We start from the raw sequence: 17162 nt of genomic DNA, 5'->3' as shown, positions 1-17162 counted from the left end.
GGGCGCTCGGCCCACCCGGCCGGAGACCGGAGAGGGGGATACCGCCCTACCGCCCCTGCCCCTCCTCCCCCACCGCCGCGAACGCCCCCCGCGCCATCCGGTGCAGCAGCGACGCCGTCACCGCGCGGCCCGGCAGGGAACCGGCGCGGCCCAGGTGCGGGGTGGAGTTCAGGAGGCCGAAGACCGAGTGGACCGCGGAGCGGGCGGCGGGCTCGGCGAGCGCCGGGTAGACCTCGCGCAGCACCCCGACCCACAGCTCCACGTACTGCCGCTGCAACTGGCGCACCATCTTGCGGTCGGCGTCCCGGAGGCGGTCCAGCTCGCGGTCGTGCAGGGTGATGAGCGGGCGGTCGTCGAGCGCGAAGTCGATGTGCCCCTCGATGAACGAGTCGAGGACCGCTTCGGGACCCGCCGCCCCCGCCCGGTCGGAGCCGGCCTCCGCCAGCCGCCGCTTCGCCCCGGTCAGCAGCGAGTCGCTGATCCCGACGAGCAGCTCGGCGAGCATCGCGTCCTTGCCGGCGAAGTGCCGGTACAGGCCGGGCCCGCTGATGCCGACCGCGGCGCCTATCTCGTCGACGCCCACCCCGTGGAAACCGCGCTCGGCGAAGAGCCGGGCGGCCTCCTTGAGGATCTGCTCGCGGCGGGTGGGGGCGTCGGTTCTGGTGGCCATGGAGTCGATTCTAGACAGGGAGGTTAGCGCTCGTTAACCTGAAGGGAGCGCGTTAACGCTCATTAACTGGTCGATCACTGGGTGAGGGGACCGCACGATGCAGGAGGCACCGGAGCTGACGACGGCGGCAGACCCCGCCTCGCAGGCCTTTCGGGCCAACGAGGAGGCGCACGGCGTCCTCGTTCGGGAGCTGCGGGCCAAGCTCGCGGCGGCCCGGCTCGGCGGCGGCGAGCGGGCGCGGGCCCGGCACACCGCGCGCGGCAAGCTGCTGCCGCGCGACCGCGTGGACACGCTGCTCGACCCGGGCTCGCCGTTCCTGGAGCTGGCGCCGCTCGCGGCCGACGGGCTCTACGACGGGGCGGCCCCGGCGGCCGGCGTGATCGCCGGGATCGGGCGGGTCGGCGGCCGGGAGTGCGTGGTCGTCGCCAACGACGCCACCGTCAAGGGCGGCACGTACTACCCGATGACCGTGAAGAAGCACCTGCGCGCCCAGGAGGTGGCGCTGGAGAACCGGCTGCCGTGCCTGTACCTGGTCGACTCGGGGGGCGCCTTCCTGCCGATGCAGGACGAGGTCTTCCCGGACCGCGAGCACTTCGGGCGGATCTTCTACAACCAGGCCCGGATGTCCGCCGCCGGCATCCCGCAGATCGCCGCCGTCCTCGGCTCCTGCACGGCGGGCGGGGCGTACGTCCCGGCGATGAGCGACGAGGCGGTCATCGTCCGCGGCCAGGGCACGATCTTCCTGGGCGGCCCGCCGCTGGTGAAGGCGGCCACCGGTGAGGTGGTCACCGCGGAGGAGCTGGGCGGCGGCGAGGTCCACTCGCGCGTGTCCGGGGTGACCGACCACCTGGCCGAGGACGACCCGCACGCCCTGCGCATCGTGCGGCAGATCGTCTCCACCCTGCCGGAGCGCGGCCCGCTCCCCTGGGGCGTGCGGGCGGCCGTCGAGCCGAAGGCCGACCCGCAGGGCCTGTACGGCGCGGTCCCCGTGGACTCCCGCACGCCCTACGACGTGCGCGAGGTGATCGCCCGCGTGGTGGACGGCTCCCGCTTCGCCGAGTTCAAGTCGGAGTACGGCCAGACCCTGGTCACCGGCTTCGCCCGGATCCACGGCCACCCCGTCGGCATCGTCGCCAACAACGGCATCCTGTTCTCCGAGTCGGCCCAGAAGGGCGCCCACTTCATCGAGCTGTGCGACCAGCGCGGCATCCCGCTGGTCTTCCTGCAGAACATCTCCGGCTTCATGGTGGGCCGGGACTACGAGGCCGGCGGCATCGCCAAGCACGGCGCCAAGATGGTCACGGCGGTGGCGTGCACGCGGGTGCCGAAGCTGACGGTCGTCGTCGGCGGGTCGTACGGCGCAGGGAACTACTCGATGTGCGGGCGGGCGTATTCGCCGCGCTTCCTGTGGATGTGGCCCAACGCCAAGATCTCCGTGATGGGCGGCGAGCAGGCCGCGTCCGTGCTGGCCACGGTCAAGCGGGACCAGCTGGAGGCCCGGGGCGAGCAGTGGGCGGCCGAGGAGGAGGAGTCCTTCAAGGCGCCGGTCCGCGCCCAGTACGAGCACCAGGGCAACGCCTACTACGCGACCGCCCGCCTGTGGGACGACGGGGTCATCGAGCCCGCCGACACCCGGCAGGTGCTGGGCCTGGCGCTGACCGCGTGTGCCAACGCGCCGCTGGGCGAGCCCCGGTTCGGCGTCTTCCGGATGTGAGGAGGGGACCCATGGACAACACGAACGGCACACCACGCATGTTCGACACCGTGCTCGTCGCCAACCGCGGCGAGATCGCCGTCCGCGTCGTGCGGACACTGCGCGCGATGGGCGTGCGCTCGGTGGCGGTCTTCTCCGACGCCGACGCCGACGCGCGGCACGTGCGGGAGGCCGACGAGGCGGTGCGGATCGGCCCGGCACCGGCGGCGGAGAGCTACCTCAGCGCCGAGCGGCTCCTTGAGGCGGCGGCGCGGACGGGCGCGCAGGCCGTGCACCCGGGGTACGGCTTCCTCGCCGAGAACGCCGGGTTCGCGCGGGCCTGCGAGGAGGCGGGGCTGGTCTTCATCGGGCCGGGCGCCGACGCGATCGCGCTGATGGGCGACAAGATCCGGGCCAAGGAGGCGGTGCGGGCGGCCGGGGTGCCGGTCGTCCCCGGCTCCAGCGGCAGCGGCCTCACGGACGGGCAGCTCGCCGACGCCGCCCGCGAGATCGGCACACCGGTGCTGCTGAAGCCGTCGGCGGGCGGCGGCGGCAAGGGCATGCGGCTGGTGCGGGACGAGGCCGCGCTGGCCGACGAGATCGCCGCGGCGCGGCGCGAGGCCCGCGCCTCCTTCGGCGACGACACGCTGCTGGTGGAGCGCTGGATCGACCGGCCCCGGCACATCGAGATCCAGGTCCTGGCCGACGGCCACGGCAATGTGGTGCACCTCGGCGAGCGCGAGTGCTCGCTCCAGCGCCGGCACCAGAAGGTGATCGAGGAGGCGCCCAGCGTGCTCCTGGACGAGGCGACCCGCGCGGCGATGGGCGAGGCGGCCGTGCAGGCGGCCCGCTCGTGCGGGTACCGGGGCGCGGGCACGGTCGAGTTCATCGTGCCGGGCGGCGATCCCTCCCGGTACTACTTCATGGAGATGAACACCCGCCTCCAGGTGGAGCACCCGGTGACCGAGCTGGTGACCGGCCTGGACCTGGTGGAGTGGCAGCTGCGGGTGGCGGCCGGGGAGCGGCTCGGGTTCGCGCAGGAGGACGTACGGCTGACCGGGCACGCGATCGAGGCCCGCATCTGCGCCGAGACCGTGTCCGTGACAGAGGGCGCGCGGAGCTTCCTGCCCTCCGGCGGCACGGTGCTGCGGCTGCACGAGCCCGAGGGCGACGGCGTGCGCACCGACTCGGGGCTCGGCGAGGGCACCGAGGTCGGCAGCCTGTACGACCCGATGCTGTCCAAGGTGATCGCGTACGGCCCCGACCGGGCCACCGCCCTGCGCAGGCTGCGCGCGGCCCTCGCCGGGACGGTGACGCTCGGCGTGCAGACCAACGCCGGGTTCCTGCGCCGGCTGCTCGCCCATCCGGCGGTGGTCGCGGGCGACCTGGACACCGGGCTGGTGGAGCGCGAGGTGGACGGGCTCGTACCGGACGGCGTACCGGCGGAGACGTACGCGGCGGCCGCGCTGCTGCGGCAGGCCGCCCTCGCCCCCGTCGGCGGCACTGGCCGGGCCGGCCCGTTCGACGCGGCGGACGGCTGGCGCATGGGCGGCGAGCGGGCATGGACGGTGCACCACCTGCGGGTGGGGGGCCACGACCCGGTGACCGTGCGCGTGCGCAGCGCACCGGGCGGAGGGACCGAACTGCTGCTGCCCGGATCCGGCACCCCGGTCCGGGGACCCGGGGGCGGACTCCCGCGGCCGGGCGACGACCACCGGTTCACGTTCCTGCTGGACGGCACCGCGCACACCTTCGCCACCGTGCCGGACGGCACCTGGCTGGGCCGCGACGGCGACGCCTGGCACGTGCGCGACCACGACCCGGTCGCCGCCTCCCTCAGCCGGGCGGCGCACGCGGGCGCCGACTCGCTGACCGCGCCGATGCCGGGCACGGTGACGGTGGTGAAGGTCGCCGTCGGCGACGAGGTGGCCGCCGGGCAGAGCCTGCTGGTGGTGGAGGCGATGAAGATGGAGCACGTCGTCTCCGCCCCGCACGCCGGCACCGTCGCCGAGCTGGACGTGGCGCCCGGCACCACCGTCGCCATGGACCAGGTGCTCGCGGTCGTCACGCCCGCCGACGAGGAGGAGACGGCATGAACGCCATGGAAGTGGGCCTGCCGGCGACCGTGCCGGCCGAGGGCCTGCCCGCCCGCGTCCGCGTCCACGAGGTCGGCGCCCGCGATGGCCTGCAGAACGAGAAGGCCGTCGTACCGGCGCAGGTGAAGGCCGAGTTCATCCGCCGCCTGGCCGGCACCGGCCTGACCACGATCGAGGCGACGAGCTTCGTGCACCCCAAGTGGGTGCCCCAGCTCGCGGACGCGGAGGAGCTGTTCCCGGCGGTCGCGGACCTGCCGGTCGATCTGCCCGTCCTGGTGCCGAACGAGCGCGGACTGGAGCGCGCGCTGGCGCTCGGCGCACGCCGCGTCGCGGTCTTCGCCAGCGCCACGGAGTCGTTCGCCAAGGCCAACCTCAACCGCACGGTGGACGAGTCGCTGGCCATGTTCGAGCCGGTGGTGGCGCGGGCGAAGGACGCGGGCGGCCTGCACGTGCGGGGCTATCTGTCGATGTGCTTCGGCGACCCCTGGGAGGGCGACGTGCCCGTCGGGCAGGTGGTGCGGGTCTGCCGGGCCCTGCTCGACATGGGCTGCGACGAGCTGAGCCTCGGCGACACCATCGGCGTCGCGACCCCGGGGCACGTGAGCGCGCTGCTCACCGCGCTGGACGGGGCCGGTGTCCCGGTGGAGCGGCTCGGCGTCCACTTCCACGACACCTACGGCCAGGCCCTGTCCAACACCCTCACCGCCCTGCGGCACGGCGTGCGCACCGTCGACGCCTCCGCGGGCGGCCTCGGCGGCTGCCCGTTCGCGAAGTCCGCCACCGGCAACCTCGCCACCGAAGACCTCGTGTGGATGCTGCGCGGCCTCGGCATCGACACCGGGATCGACCTCGGCCGTCTCGTCGCCACCAGCGTCTGGATGGCCGCCCACCTGGGCCGACCCAGCCCCTCCCGCACCGTACGAGCCCTCTCCCACCAGGAGTCGTGACCACGATGGACCACAAGCTCTCCCCCGAACTGGAAGAACTCCGCCGCACGGTGGAGGAGTTCGCGCACGACGTGGTGGCACCCAAGATCGGCGACTTCTACGAGCGGCACGAGTTCCCCTACGAGATCGTCCGCGAGATGGGCCGGATGGGGCTGTTCGGGCTGCCGTTCCCGGAGGAGTACGGCGGCATGGGCGGCGACTACTTCGCGCTGGGGATCGCCCTGGAGGAGCTGGCCCGGGTCGACTCGTCGGTGGCGATCACGCTGGAGGCGGGCGTCTCCCTGGGCGCGATGCCGGTGCACCTGTTCGGCACCGAGGAGCAGAAGCGCACGTGGCTGCCCCGGCTCTGCTCGGGCGAGATCCTCGGCGCCTTCGGCCTGACCGAGCCGGACGGCGGCTCGGACGCGGGCGCGACCCGGACGACGGCCCGGCTGGACGAGGCCACCGGCGAATGGGTGATCAACGGCACCAAGTGCTTCATCACCAACTCCGGCACCGACATCACGGGCCTGGTGACGGTCACCGCGGTCACGGGGCGCAAGCCGGACGGCCGGCCGCTGATCTCCGCGATCATCGTGCCGTCGGGCACCCCGGGCTTCACGGTGGCCGCCCCGTACTCGAAGGTCGGCTGGAACGCGTCGGACACCCGTGAGCTGGCCTTCTCCGACGTGCGGGTCCCGGCGGCCAACCTGCTGGGCGAACAGGGCCGGGGCTACGCCCAGTTCCTGCGCATCCTCGACGAGGGCCGGATCGCGATCGCCGCGCTCGGCACGGGGCTCGCGCAGGGCTGTGTGGACGAGTCGGTCTCCTACGCGAAGGAACGTCACGCCTTCGGCCGGCCCATCGGGGCCAACCAGGCCATCCAGTTCAAGATCGCCGACATGGAGATGAAGGCCCACACGGCCCGCCTCGCCTGGCGCGACGCGGCCTCCCGGCTGGTGGCGGGCGAGCCGTTCAAGAAGGAGGCGGCGCTGGCGAAGCTGTACTCGTCGACGGTCGCCGTGGACAACGCCCGGGACGCCACCCAGGTGCACGGCGGCTACGGCTTCATGAACGAGTACCCGGTGGCCAGGATGTGGCGGGACGCGAAGATCCTGGAGATCGGCGAGGGCACCAGCGAGGTCCAGCGGATGCTGATCGCGCGGGAGCTGGGGCTGGTGAGCTGACCCGGCTCGTGCGAGGGGGGTGGTCCGCTCCGGGCCACCCCTGGACATAACGTGAGGTTAGGCTAACCTACCCTCGAATTGTCCCGTGGGCGCCCCGCACACCGGAACCGCCGCACCCGTCCGAAAGCAGCCACCACCATGTCCCACACCAGTGTCACCCGCCCCACCCGCCGCGGCATACTCGCCGCCGGCGGCGCCCTCGGCCTCGGTGCCGTGCTCGCGGCCTGCGGGGACGACGACGGCGGAAGCGGCGGCTCGGGCGGCGGCACCGGTGCCGCCAAGTCCGGCCCCTGGTCCTTCAAGGACGACCGCGGCACGAACGTGAAGCTCGACCGGGTACCGACGGGCATCGTCGCCTTCACCGGCGTCGCCGCCGCCCTCTTCGACTACGGCGTCCAGGTCGAGGGCGTCTTCGGCCCGACCACGACGAAGGACGGCAAGCCCGACGTCCAGGCCGGCGACCTCGACGTCGACAAGGTCACCGTCCTGGGCAACGAGTGGGGCAAGCTCAACGTCGAGAAGTACGCGAGCCTCTCCCCCGAGCTGCTGGTCACCACGACGTTCGACGACGCGGGCACCCTGTGGTCCGTACCGGAGGAGTCGAAGGACAAGGTCGCCAAGCTCGCGCCCAGCGTGGCCGTCTCGGTCTTCGACCGCCAGCTCACTCAGCCGCTGCAGCGCATGTGGGAGCTGGCCGAGTCGCTGGGCGCCGACATGAAGGCCAAGAAGGTCACCGACGCCAAGGCCGCCTTCGACAAGGCCGCCGCCCGGCTGCGTGCCGCCGCCAAGGCCCGTCCCGAGATCCGGGTGCTGGCCGGCTCCGCGAGCGCCGACCTGTTCTACGTCTCCGGCACCAACCTCTCCGTGGACCTGGAGTACTTCAAGGCCCTCGGCGTGAACTTCGTCGAGCCCTCCGAGGACGCCAAGAAGGCGACCGGCGGCTGGTTCGAGAACCTGAGCTGGGAGAACGTCGACAAGTACCCGGCCGACGTCATCATCATGGACGACCGCGCCTCGACCATCCAGCCCGCGGACATCACCGAGGGCACCTGGAAGAAGCTGCCCGCGGTCAAGGCCGGGCAGGTCATCGCCCGCTCCCCCGAGCCGATCCTGTCCTACGACAAGTGCACGCCGCTGCTCGACAACCTGGCCGAGGCGATCGAGAACGCCAAGAAGGTCGGCTGACCCGCCTGGAGGTACCGCACGCCGGGGACGTCGCGGCGGGGGCGAGCGCGGCGTCGGCCGGCGCCGCGCCACCTTCGCCGGCCACCGGCGCCAGGGCCTGACGGAGGAACAACTCCGCGGGCAGGGCCGGGCGAACCGCCCCGCCGCTCACCGTCCGTAGCGCACGAGTGGGGCCTGAGTGACAACAGTCACGCACAGGCATGCGCGTGAGTGGGAGTAGTTAGGTTAGGCTCCCCTAAGTTGAAGCGAGGGTTCCGCCCTCCCCCGCCCCTCTCGGACCGTCCCCACCGGAGGCCCCCCCACATGCGCTCGCACCTGCTCAACGACGCCACCGCGGAGCAGTACCGCCGCTCCGTGACCGAAGGAGTCGAGCGGGTGGCCGCCAGAATCGGCACCACCGACCGCCCGTTCACCGGTGTCACGGTCGACGCCCTCTCGCCCCGGGTCGACGGGATCGACCTCGACCGGCCGCTGCACGACACCGCCGCGGTCCTCGACGAGCTGGACGACGTCTACCTCCGCGACGCCGTCTACTTCCACCACCCCCGCTACCTCGCCCACCTCAACTGCCCGGTCGTCATACCGGCGCTGCTCGGCGAGGCGGTGCTCTCCGCCGTCAACTCCTCACTGGACACCTGGGACCAGTCGGCCGGCGGCACGCTCATCGAGCGGAAACTGATCGACTGGACCACCGCCCGCATCGGCCTCGGCCCGGCGGCCGACGGGGTGTTCACCTCCGGCGGCACCCAGTCCAACCTCCAGGCGCTGCTCCTCGCCCGCGAGGAGGCGAAGGCCGAGCGCCTCGCCGACCTGCGGATCCTCACCTCCGAGGTGAGCCACTTCAGCGTGCAGAAGTCGGCGAAGCTGCTCGGCCTCGGGCCCGACGCCGTCGTACCGGTCCCGGTCGACCACGACAAGCGCCTGCAGACCGTCGCCCTCGCCCGGGAACTGGAGCGCTGCGCGCGCGACGGCCTGGTCCCCATGGCCGTCGTCGCTACCGCCGGCACCACCGACTTCGGCTCCATCGACCCGCTGCCCGAGATAGCGGGGCTCTGCGAGCAGTACGGCGTGTGGCTGCACGTCGACGCGGCCTACGGCTGCGGCCTGCTCGCCTCCCTGAAGTACCGGCACCGCATCGACGGCATCGAGCGGGCCGACTCGGTCACCGTGGACTATCACAAGTCCTTCTTCCAGCCGGTGAGTTCGTCCGCCGTGCTGGTCCGCGACGCCGCCACGCTGCGCCACGCCACCTACCACGCGGAGTACCTCAACCCGCGCCGCATGGTGCAGGAACGTATCCCCAACCAGGTGGACAAGTCGCTCCAGACGACCCGCCGCTTCGACGCGCTCAAGCTGTGGATGACGCTGCGGACGATGGGCGCCGACGGCGTCGGACAGCTCTTCGACGAGGTCTGCGACCTGGCCGCCGAGGGCTGGAAGCTGCTCGCCGCCGACCCCCGCTTCGACGTCGTGGTCGAGCCGTCGCTCTCCACCCTGGTCTTCCGCTTCATCCCGGCGGCCGTCACCGCCCCCGCCGAGATCGACCGCGTCAACCTCTACGCCCGCAAGGCCCTGTTCGCCTCCGGCGACGCCGTCGTCGCGGGCACCAAGGTCGCCGGGCGCCACTACCTGAAGTTCACCCTGCTCAACCCCGGGACGACCCCGGCCGACATCGCCGCCGTCCTCGACCTGATCGCCGGCCACGCCGAGCAGTACCTGGGAGACTCCCTTGACCGCGCTTCCTGAAGCCTCCGCCGAAGCCTCCGCGCCGTACGATTTCGTCGGCATCGGCCTCGGCCCCTTCAATCTCGGCCTCGCCTGCCTCACCGAGCCGATCGACGGGCTGAACGGCGTCTTCCTGGAATCCAAGCCGGACTTCGAGTGGCACACCGGCATGTTCCTGGAGGGCGCCCACCTCCAGACCCCGTTCCTGTCGGACCTGGTCACGCTCGCCGACCCGACCTCCCCGTACTCCTTCCTCAACTACCTGAAGGAGCAGGGCAGGCTCTACTCGTTCTACATCCGGGAGAACTTCTACCCCCTGCGCGTCGAGTACGACGCCTACTGCCGCTGGGCCGCGCACCGGCTGAGCAGCGTCCGTTTCTCCACCACAGTCACCGAGGTGACGTACGACGAGGGCGAGGAGCTGTACGCCGTCGCGACCACGTCCGGCGACACCTACCGCGCCCGCCGCCTCGTCCTCGGCACCGGCACCCCGCCGCACCTGCCCGGCGCCTGCCGGGGACTGGCCGGCGACTTCGTCCACAACTCCCGCTACGTGCAGCACCGGGCGGAGCTGGTGCGGAAGAAGTCGATCACGCTGGTCGGCAGCGGCCAGTCCGCCGCCGAGATCTACCAGGACCTGCTGAGCGAGATCGACGTCCACGGGTACCGGCTCAACTGGGTCACCCGCTCCCCGCGCTTCTTCCCGCTCGAATACACCAAGCTGACGCTGGAGATGACCTCCCCGGAGTACGTGGACTACTACCACGCGCTCCCGGAGGAGACCCGCTACCGCCTCGCGGCCGAGCAGAAGAACCTGTACAAGGGCATCGACGGCGACCTGATCGACGACATCTTCGACCTGCTCTACCGGAAGAGACTCGGCGGTCCGGTCCCCACCCGTCTGCTCACCAACTCGGCGCTGACCGGCGCCCGGTACGAGGACGGCACCTACACGCTCGGCTTCCGCCAGGAGGAGCAGGGCGAGGACTTCGAGATCGAGACCGAGGGCCTCGTCCTCGCCACCGGCTACCGGTACACCGAGCCGGAGTTCCTCAAGCCCGTCCGGGACCGGCTGCGCTACGACTCCCGGGGCAACTTCGACATCGGCCGCAACTACGCCGTCGACGTCACCGGGGCCGGCGTCTTCCTGCAGAACGCCGGGGTCCACGCGCACAGCGTCACCAGCCCCGACCTGGGTATGGGCGCCTACCGCAACAGCTGCATCGTCCGGGAGCTGCTCGGCCGCGAGTACTACCCGGTCGAGCAGACCATCGCGTTCCAGGAGTTCGCCGCATGAGGCCCCGTACCGGCACCGCCCCGGCGGTCGGCGCACTGACGCTGCGCCCCGTCGACCCGCTGACCGACGCCGGGCTGCTGCACGGCTGGCTCACCCACCCGAAGTCCGCGTTCTGGCTGATGCAGGACGCCGGACTGGTGGACGTCGAGCGGGCGTTCATGGAACTGGCCGCCGACGAGCACCAGCAGGCCCACCTCGGCCTGCACGACGGTGTCCCGGCCTTCCTCGTGGAACGCTACGACCCCGCCCACCGCGAGCTGGTCGGGCTGTACGAGCCGGAGCCGGGCGACGTCGGCATGCACTTCCTGGTCGCCCCGACCGACCGGCCCGTGCACGGCTTCACCCGCGCCGTGATCACCACCGTCATGACCGACCTCTTCGCCGACCCCGCCACCCGGCGGGTCGTCGTCGAACCGGACGTCGCCAACACCGCCGTCCACGCCCTGAACGCAACCGTCGGATTCGTGCCCGAGCGCGAGATCCAGAAGCCGGAGAAGAAGGCGTTGCTGAGCTTCTGCACCCGCGAGCAGTTCGAGAGGGCGGTGTCCGCATGACCCTCGCCGACGCCGTCGCCCACCTGACCCCCGAGCACTGGGAGGAGGCCGGCCGCCTCCTGATCCGCAAGGCGCTGGCCGAGTTCGCGCACGAACGCCTGCTGACCCCCGAGCCCGAAGGCGCGCAGGGATACGCGGTCCGCAGCGACGACGGCGGGACCACGTACCGCTTCACCGCCACCGTCCGCGCCCTGGACCACTGGCAGGTGGACGCCGCCTCGATCACCCGCCACCGCGACGGCGGCGAACTCCCGCTCTCGGCACTGGACTTCTTCATCGAGTTGCAGCAGACCCTGGGCCTGAGCGACGAGGTCCTCCCCGTGTACCTGGAGGAGATCTCCTCCACCCTCTCCAGCACCTGCTACAAGCTGGCCAAGCCGCCGGTCACCTCCGCCGAGCTGGCCCGCGGCGGCGACTTCCAGGCCGTCGAGACCGGCATGACGGAGGGCCACCCCTGCTTCGTCGCCAACAACGGGCGGCTCGGCTTCGGCGTCCACGAGTACCTGTCGTACGCGCCCGAGACCGCGAGCCCGGTCCGCCTGGTGTGGCTGGCCGCGCACCGCTCGCGGGCGGCGTTCACGGCGGGCGTGGGCATCGAGTACGAGTCCTTCGTCAGGGACGAGCTGGGTGCCGCGACCGTCGACCGCTTCCACGGCGTCCTGCGCGACCGCGGCCTGGACCCGGCCGACTACCTCCTCATCCCGGTCCACCCCTGGCAGTGGTGGAACAAGCTCACCGTCACCTTCGCCGCCGAGGTCGCCCGCGGACACCTGGTCTGCCTGGGCGAGGGCGACGACGAGTACGTGGCCCAGCAGTCCATCCGCACCTTCTTCAACGCCTCGCACCCGGAGAAGCACTACGTGAAGACGGCCCTGTCCGTCCTCAACATGGGCTTCATGCGCGGTCTGTCGGCGGCGTACATGGAGGCGACCCCGGCCATCAACGACTGGCTCGCCCGGCTCATCGGGAACGACCCGGTGCTGAAGGCGACGGGCCTGTCGATCATCCGGGAGCGGGCGGCCGTCGGCTACCGGCACCTGGAGTACGAGCGGGCGACCGACCGCTACTCGCCGTACCGCAAGATGCTGGCGGCACTGTGGCGGGAGAGCCCGGTCCCGTCCCTCGGGGAGGGCGAGACCCTGGCCACCATGGCCTCCCTCGTCCACGTCGACCACGAGGGCGCCTCCTTCGCGGGCGCGCTGATCGAGCGGTCCGGGCTCGCGCCCGCCCAGTGGCTGCGGCACTACCTGCGGGCCTACTACGTCCCGCTGCTGCACAGCTTCTACGCCTACGACCTGGTCTACATGCCGCACGGCGAGAACGTGATCCTGGTCCTGGAGGACGGGGTGGTGCGGCGCGCGGTCTACAAGGACATCGCCGAGGAGATCGCGGTGCTGGACCCGGACGCGGTGCTGCCGCCGGAGGTCTCCCGCATCGCGGTGGACGTGCCGGACGACAAGAAGCTCCTGTCGGTGTTCACGGACGTCTTCGACTGCTTCTTCCGCTTCCTCGCCTCGAACCTCGCCGACGAGGGGATCATCGAGGAGGACGCCTTCTGGCGGACGGTCGCCGAGGTCACCCGCGAGTACCAGGAGTCGGTGCCGGAACTGGCCGACAAGTTCGCCCGGTACGACATGTTCGCGCCGGAGTTCGCCCTGTCCTGCCTCAACCGGCTGCAACTGCGCGACAACCACCAGATGGTGGACCTCGCCGACCCCTCCGGCGCCCTCCAGCTGGCCGGCACCCTGAAGAACCCCCTCGCGGGCCACCGCCGTCCGCGGGAGCGGTGAAACAATCGCCGCATGGCGGAAATCATCCAGAAGGACGGAACGTGGGTCTTCGACGGCGACGCCCTGCGGTTGACACCGGGGCGGGACAAGAACGTCAGTCTGCTCCGCAAGGAGCTGGGTGAACTGCTCGTGCCGCTCGCGGCGCTGGCGGGCATATCGTTCGAGCAGGGGAAGAAGTCGGGGCGGCTCAGGCTGCGGCTGCGGGACGGCTCGGATCCGCTGCTGCACGCGACGGGCGGCCGGCTGGCCGAGCCGCACGATCCCTACCAGCTCCTCGTGGAGTCCGACCGGTACGGCGTCGCGGAGTACTTCGTGGACGAGGTGCGCAACGCGCTGCTGCTCGACCAGGTCCCGTCCGACCCGGTCGACGCCTATCTGCTGCCCGGCCCCGCCGTGCCGCTGTCGGTGTCGGCCGGGGACGGCGTCGCGAGCTTCGACGGCGAGCGGGTGCGCCTGGAGTGGAAGTGGCAGGCGGAGGACTCCAAGTCGGCCGCCGGACCGCGCACCCTTCCCCTCGGTGACATCGTCGGGGTGGAGTGGCAGCCGACGGTCGGGCTGGAGAACGGGCACCTGCGTTTCACCGTGCGGGCGGCGCCGAGCAAGGTGCCGCCGAAGTACGACCCGAACGCCGTGGAGCTGTGGGGGTTCAAGAAGGACCCGCTGATGGCCCTGGTGGCCGCGGCCGTGCAGGCCCGGCTCCCCCACCCGTCCGCACCGGTCGCCGTGGAGGAGGAGGCGGCTCCCGCCGGGGACGCGCCCGCACCGGCGCCGGTCGCCGAGGACGACCACGACGCGCTGCTGCGCCGACTGCGGGAGCTGGGCGAGCTGCACCGCTCCGGGGTGCTGACCGACGAGGAGTTCACCCTGGCCAAGCAGGCGGTCCTGAAGCGGATGTAGGCGCGGCGACACACAGATGGAGCCACTCCTGCCCGATATCGGGCAGAAATCTTGCACAAGTATGCCCCTTGCCCCAGGATCTACCGGGTGCACGACGAACTCGTTGACCATCTGACGCGGTCCACCCCCCTGAGCCGGGGCGAGGCGCTGCGCGTGGTCCAGGACGTGCTCGCCTACTTCGACGAGACGACCGAGGAGTACGTCCGTCGCCGCCACCGCGAGCTCCAGGCCCAGGGCCTGGTGAACGCGACGATCTTCGAGCGGATCGAGGCGGAACTGAAATACCGGGCGGTCGCGCCGCCGGAGCTGTCGCTCCGCCAGCTGCGCCGCGTCGTCTACGGCTGACCGGGCCGAGAAGGACACGAGGTTTACAGATACATGTGCGGAATCGTCGGATACGTCGGCAAGCGTGACGTCGCGCCCCTGCTGCTCGAAGGTCTCCAGCGGCTGGAGTACCGCGGCTACGACTCGGCGGGCGTCGTCGTCACCTCCCCGAAGGCGGCCGGGCTGAAGATGGTCAAGGCCAAGGGCCGGGTGCGTGACCTGGAGGCGAAGGTCCCCGCGCGCTTCAAGGGCACCACCGGCATCGCCCACACGCGGTGGGCCACGCACGGCGCCCCCTCCGACGTGAACGCCCACCCGCACATGTCGGCCGACAACAAGGTCGCCGTCGTCCACAACGGCATCATCGACAACGCCGCCGACCTGCGCCGCAAGCTGGAGGCGGACGGCGTCGAGTTCCTCTCCGAGACCGACACCGAGGTCCTCGTCCACCTCGTCGCCCGTTCCTCGGCCGAGAAGCTGGAGGACAAGGTCCGCGAGACCCTCCGGGTCATCGAGGGGACGTACGGCATCGCGGTGATGCACGCCGACTTCCCCGAGCGCGTCGTGGTGGCCCGCAACGGCTCGCCGGTCGTCCTCGGCATCGGCGAGAAGGAGATGTTCGTCGCTTCCGACATCGCCGCGCTGGTCGCCCACACCCGCCAGATAGTCACCCTCGACGACGGCGAGATGGCCACCCTCAAGGCGGACGACTTCCGCACGTACACCACCGAGGGCACCCGCACCACCTCCGAGCCCACCACCGTCGAGTGGGAGGCCGCCTCCTACGACATGGGCGGCCACGACACCTACATGCACAAGGAGATCCACGAGCAGGCCGAGGCCGTGGACCGCGTGCTGCGCGGCCGCATCGACGACCGCTTCTCCACCGTGCACCTCGGCGGCCTCAACCTGGACGCCCGCGACGCGCGGGCCGTGCGGCGCGTGAAGATCCTGGGCTGCGGCACCTCGTACCACGCGGGCCAGATCGGCGCCCAGATGATCGAGGAGCTGGCCCGGATCCCCGCCGACGCCGAGCCCGCCTCCGAGTTCCGCTACCGCAACGCGGTCGTCGACCCCGACACCCTGTACATCGCCGTCTCCCAGTCCGGCGAGACGTACGACGTGCTGGCCGCCGTGCAGGAGCTGAAGCGCAAGGGCGCCCGCGTCCTCGGCATCGTCAACGTGGTCGGCTCGGCGATCGCCCGCGAGGCCGACGGCGGCATGTACGTGCACGCCGGGCCGGAGGTCTGCGTCGTCTCCACCAAGTGCTTCACCAACACCTGCGTGGCCTTCGCGCTGCTCGCGCTGCACCTGGGCCGCACCCGGGACCTGTCGGTGCGCGACGGCAAGCGGATCATCGAGGGGCTGCGCAGGCTGCCCGCGCAGATCTCCGAGATGCTGGAGCAGGAGGAGGAGATCAGGAAGCTGGCCGCGCAGTACGCCGAGGCCCGCTCGATGCTCTTCATCGGCCGCGTCCGCGGCTACCCGGTCGCCCGCGAGGCCTCCCTGAAGCTGAAGGAGGTCTCCTACATCCACGCCGAGGCCTACCCGGCCTCCGAGCTGAAGCACGGCCCGCTCGCCCTGATCGAGCCCGCGCTGCCGACGGTCGCGATCGTGCCGGACGACGACCTGCTGGAGAAGAACCGCGCGGCCATGGAGGAGATCAAGGCCCGCAGCGGGCAGATCCTCGCGGTCGCCCACCGGGAGCAGGAGAAGGCCGACCACACCGTCGTCGTCCCGAAGAACGAGGACGAGCTGGACCCCATCCTGATGGGCATCCCCCTCCAACTCCTCGCCTACCACACGGCCCTGGCGCTGGGCCGGGACATCGACAAGCCCAGGAACCTCGCCAAGTCGGTGACGGTGGAGTAGAAGGTCTGCCGGCCGGCGGCACAGAAGGTCTGCCGGTCCGTGCGGCGAACGGCCCTCCGGGTGAGCCATCGGCACGCGGAGGGCCGCCGCCCTGCCGGGGGGGGGGGCGCCCTTCACGCACCGGTAGCTTCACCCGGCACGAGCGGGCCGCTACGGGATGACCACCACGGGCCGCTTCGCCCGCTTGGCGAGCCGGCCGGCGACGGAGCCGAAGAGGCGGCCCACGAGGCCGTGGCTGGAGCCGACGACGATGGCGTCCGCCTCGTACTCCCGTCCCACCTCCTCGAGTTCGTGGCAGATGTCGCCGCCGCGCTCGACCAGGATCCAGGGGACCTCGGCGAGATAGTCCGCGCACGCCAGCTCCAGGCCCAGCACCTCGGTGCGGTGGTCCGGCACGTCGACGAAGACGGGAGGTTCGCAGCCGGCCCACACCGTGGTGGGCAGCCGGTTGGCGACATGCACGATGACCAGGCCGGAGCCCAGCCTGGAGGCCATGCCGATGGCGTACGCGAGGGCACGCTCGCTGGAGGTGGAGCCGTCGAAGCCGACGACGACGCCGTGCTTGAAGGCTGGATCGCAGGACTGGCGGGGGTCTTCCGCCGCCAGGGGCTCGGCCGCCGTGGGTTCGGCGACGGGCCGCTTGCGGTCCGCGGGTTCGAAGAATTCGTGACCGGCCATGGCTGTCTCGGCGTTTTTATCCTCTATGGGGGACAACAGAGTGCGGCGGAGCTGTGTCCGGGAATGGTCTTCCCAACCCCATACCCCCAAGGGTACGGCGGCACGCCTCCTTCGCCAGATCCCGCGCGGCGCCCGCCACGGGGTTCACCGGAGCATGCCCGAGGGGGCGCCCGTAACGCAATGGTTGCTGCGCTGTACAGGCGGTTCGCACAGGATTCAACTGTGTGTAACCGGTCGTGACCGACGCGCCGCGCGGACGTTGATCTCC

At 71.6% G+C, this 17162-nt stretch carries 14 protein-coding genes; 12 read left to right on the top strand and 2 right to left on the bottom strand.

Features of this window, described 5'->3' with window-relative positions; genetic code table 11:
- Nucleotides 1-46 precede the first annotated feature (46 nt).
- The gene (locus tag IG94_RS0122395; RefSeq protein ID WP_031039901.1) at nt 47-670 is read right to left on the bottom strand and encodes an SACE_7040 family transcriptional regulator; all 624 of its coding nucleotides are present in this window, start codon (nt 668-670) and stop codon (nt 47-49) included.
- A 97-nt stretch (nt 671-767) separates the two neighbouring features.
- Here IG94_RS0122395 and IG94_RS0122390 point away from each other — a divergent pair, with 97 nt between their 5' ends.
- The 12 genes from IG94_RS0122390 (at nt 768) to glmS (ending at nt 16216) form a co-directional block, all read left to right on the top strand.
- A complete protein-coding gene (locus IG94_RS0122390) occupies nt 768-2384 on the top strand; it encodes a carboxyl transferase domain-containing protein (RefSeq protein WP_031039896.1) in 1617 nt (538 codons plus the stop codon).
- A gap of 38 nt (nt 2385-2422) precedes the next feature.
- Complete coding sequence (locus IG94_RS0122385; RefSeq protein ID WP_031039894.1) at nt 2423-4459, top strand: acetyl/propionyl/methylcrotonyl-CoA carboxylase subunit alpha; 2037 nt, start codon at nt 2423-2425, stop codon at nt 4457-4459.
- Nucleotides 4456-5406 (top strand): hydroxymethylglutaryl-CoA lyase, encoded by a 951-nt coding sequence (locus IG94_RS0122380; protein ID WP_031039892.1) that lies wholly within the window; start codon nt 4456-4458, stop codon nt 5404-5406. Before IG94_RS0122385 ends, IG94_RS0122380 begins: the two co-directional genes overlap by 4 nt.
- A gap of 5 nt (nt 5407-5411) precedes the next feature.
- Entirely contained in the window at nt 5412-6572 is a 1161-nt protein-coding gene (locus IG94_RS0122375; protein WP_031039890.1) for an acyl-CoA dehydrogenase family protein, read from the top strand.
- 138 nt (nt 6573-6710) lie between these two features.
- A complete protein-coding gene (locus tag IG94_RS0122370; protein ID WP_031039887.1) occupies nt 6711-7757 on the top strand; it encodes an ABC transporter substrate-binding protein in 1047 nt (348 codons plus the stop codon).
- A gap of 303 nt (nt 7758-8060) precedes the next feature.
- On the top strand, nt 8061-9503 hold the full coding sequence (gene desA / locus IG94_RS0122365) for a lysine decarboxylase DesA (protein ID WP_031039884.1): 1443 nt from the start codon (nt 8061-8063) through the stop codon (nt 9501-9503).
- A complete protein-coding gene (locus tag IG94_RS0122360; RefSeq protein WP_031039881.1) occupies nt 9487-10779 on the top strand; it encodes a lysine N(6)-hydroxylase/L-ornithine N(5)-oxygenase family protein in 1293 nt (430 codons plus the stop codon). The genes desA and IG94_RS0122360 overlap by 17 nt, the downstream gene beginning before the upstream one ends.
- Nucleotides 10776-11333, top strand: a complete 558-nt coding sequence (locus tag IG94_RS0122355; protein WP_031039878.1) for a GNAT family N-acetyltransferase — start codon at nt 10776-10778, stop codon at nt 11331-11333. Before IG94_RS0122360 ends, IG94_RS0122355 begins: the two co-directional genes overlap by 4 nt.
- Nucleotides 11330-13123 (top strand): IucA/IucC family protein, encoded by a 1794-nt coding sequence (locus IG94_RS0122350; RefSeq protein WP_031039873.1) that lies wholly within the window; start codon nt 11330-11332, stop codon nt 13121-13123. The genes IG94_RS0122355 and IG94_RS0122350 overlap by 4 nt, the downstream gene beginning before the upstream one ends.
- A 12-nt stretch (nt 13124-13135) precedes the next feature.
- Nucleotides 13136-14020 carry a DUF4429 domain-containing protein gene (locus IG94_RS0122345; RefSeq protein ID WP_031039870.1) on the top strand — a complete coding sequence of 295 codons (885 nt, stop codon included), beginning with the start codon at nt 13136-13138 and terminating at the stop codon, nt 14018-14020.
- Between the two features lie 87 nt (nt 14021-14107).
- Nucleotides 14108-14365, top strand: a complete 258-nt coding sequence (locus tag IG94_RS0122340; RefSeq protein WP_031039868.1) for a hypothetical protein — start codon at nt 14108-14110, stop codon at nt 14363-14365.
- Nucleotides 14366-14398: 33 nt separating this feature from the next.
- Entirely contained in the window at nt 14399-16216 is a 1818-nt protein-coding gene (gene glmS / locus IG94_RS0122335; RefSeq protein WP_031039865.1) for a glutamine--fructose-6-phosphate transaminase (isomerizing), read from the top strand.
- 150 nt (nt 16217-16366) lie between these two features.
- Here glmS and IG94_RS0122330 read toward each other — a convergent pair whose 3' ends face one another.
- The gene (locus IG94_RS0122330) at nt 16367-16894 is read right to left on the bottom strand and encodes a universal stress protein (RefSeq protein WP_031039862.1); all 528 of its coding nucleotides are present in this window, start codon (nt 16892-16894) and stop codon (nt 16367-16369) included.
- Nucleotides 16895-17162 lie beyond the last annotated feature (268 nt).

It is taken from the genome of Streptomyces olivaceus (assembly GCF_000721235.1).
Classification (GTDB): Bacteria; Actinomycetota; Actinomycetes; order Streptomycetales; family Streptomycetaceae; genus Streptomyces; species Streptomyces olivaceus.
This window is presented reverse-complemented; position numbering and strand designations above follow the sequence as displayed.

Bases quoted from the DNA above. Each gene is read 5' to 3' on its own strand.
- IG94_RS0122395 (WP_031039901.1), bottom strand. From the start codon at position 670: ATGGCCACCAGAACCGACGCCCCCACCCGCCGCGAGCAGATCCTCAAG.
- IG94_RS0122390 (WP_031039896.1), top strand. From the start codon at position 768: ATGCAGGAGGCACCGGAGCTGACGACGGCGGCAGACCCCGCCTCGCAG.
- IG94_RS0122385 (WP_031039894.1), top strand. From the start codon at position 2,423: ATGTTCGACACCGTGCTCGTCGCCAACCGCGGCGAGATCGCCGTCCGC.
- IG94_RS0122380 (WP_031039892.1), top strand. From the start codon at position 4,456: ATGAACGCCATGGAAGTGGGCCTGCCGGCGACCGTGCCGGCCGAGGGC.
- IG94_RS0122375 (WP_031039890.1), top strand. From the start codon at position 5,412: ATGGACCACAAGCTCTCCCCCGAACTGGAAGAACTCCGCCGCACGGTG.
- IG94_RS0122370 (WP_031039887.1), top strand. From the start codon at position 6,711: ATGTCCCACACCAGTGTCACCCGCCCCACCCGCCGCGGCATACTCGCC.
- desA (WP_031039884.1), top strand. From the start codon at position 8,061: ATGCGCTCGCACCTGCTCAACGACGCCACCGCGGAGCAGTACCGCCGC.
- IG94_RS0122355 (WP_031039878.1), top strand. From the start codon at position 10,776: ATGAGGCCCCGTACCGGCACCGCCCCGGCGGTCGGCGCACTGACGCTG.
- IG94_RS0122350 (WP_031039873.1), top strand. From the start codon at position 11,330: ATGACCCTCGCCGACGCCGTCGCCCACCTGACCCCCGAGCACTGGGAG.
- IG94_RS0122345 (WP_031039870.1), top strand. From the start codon at position 13,136: ATGGCGGAAATCATCCAGAAGGACGGAACGTGGGTCTTCGACGGCGAC.
- glmS (WP_031039865.1), top strand. From the start codon at position 14,399: ATGTGCGGAATCGTCGGATACGTCGGCAAGCGTGACGTCGCGCCCCTG.
- IG94_RS0122330 (WP_031039862.1), bottom strand. From the start codon at position 16,894: ATGGCCGGTCACGAATTCTTCGAACCCGCGGACCGCAAGCGGCCCGTC.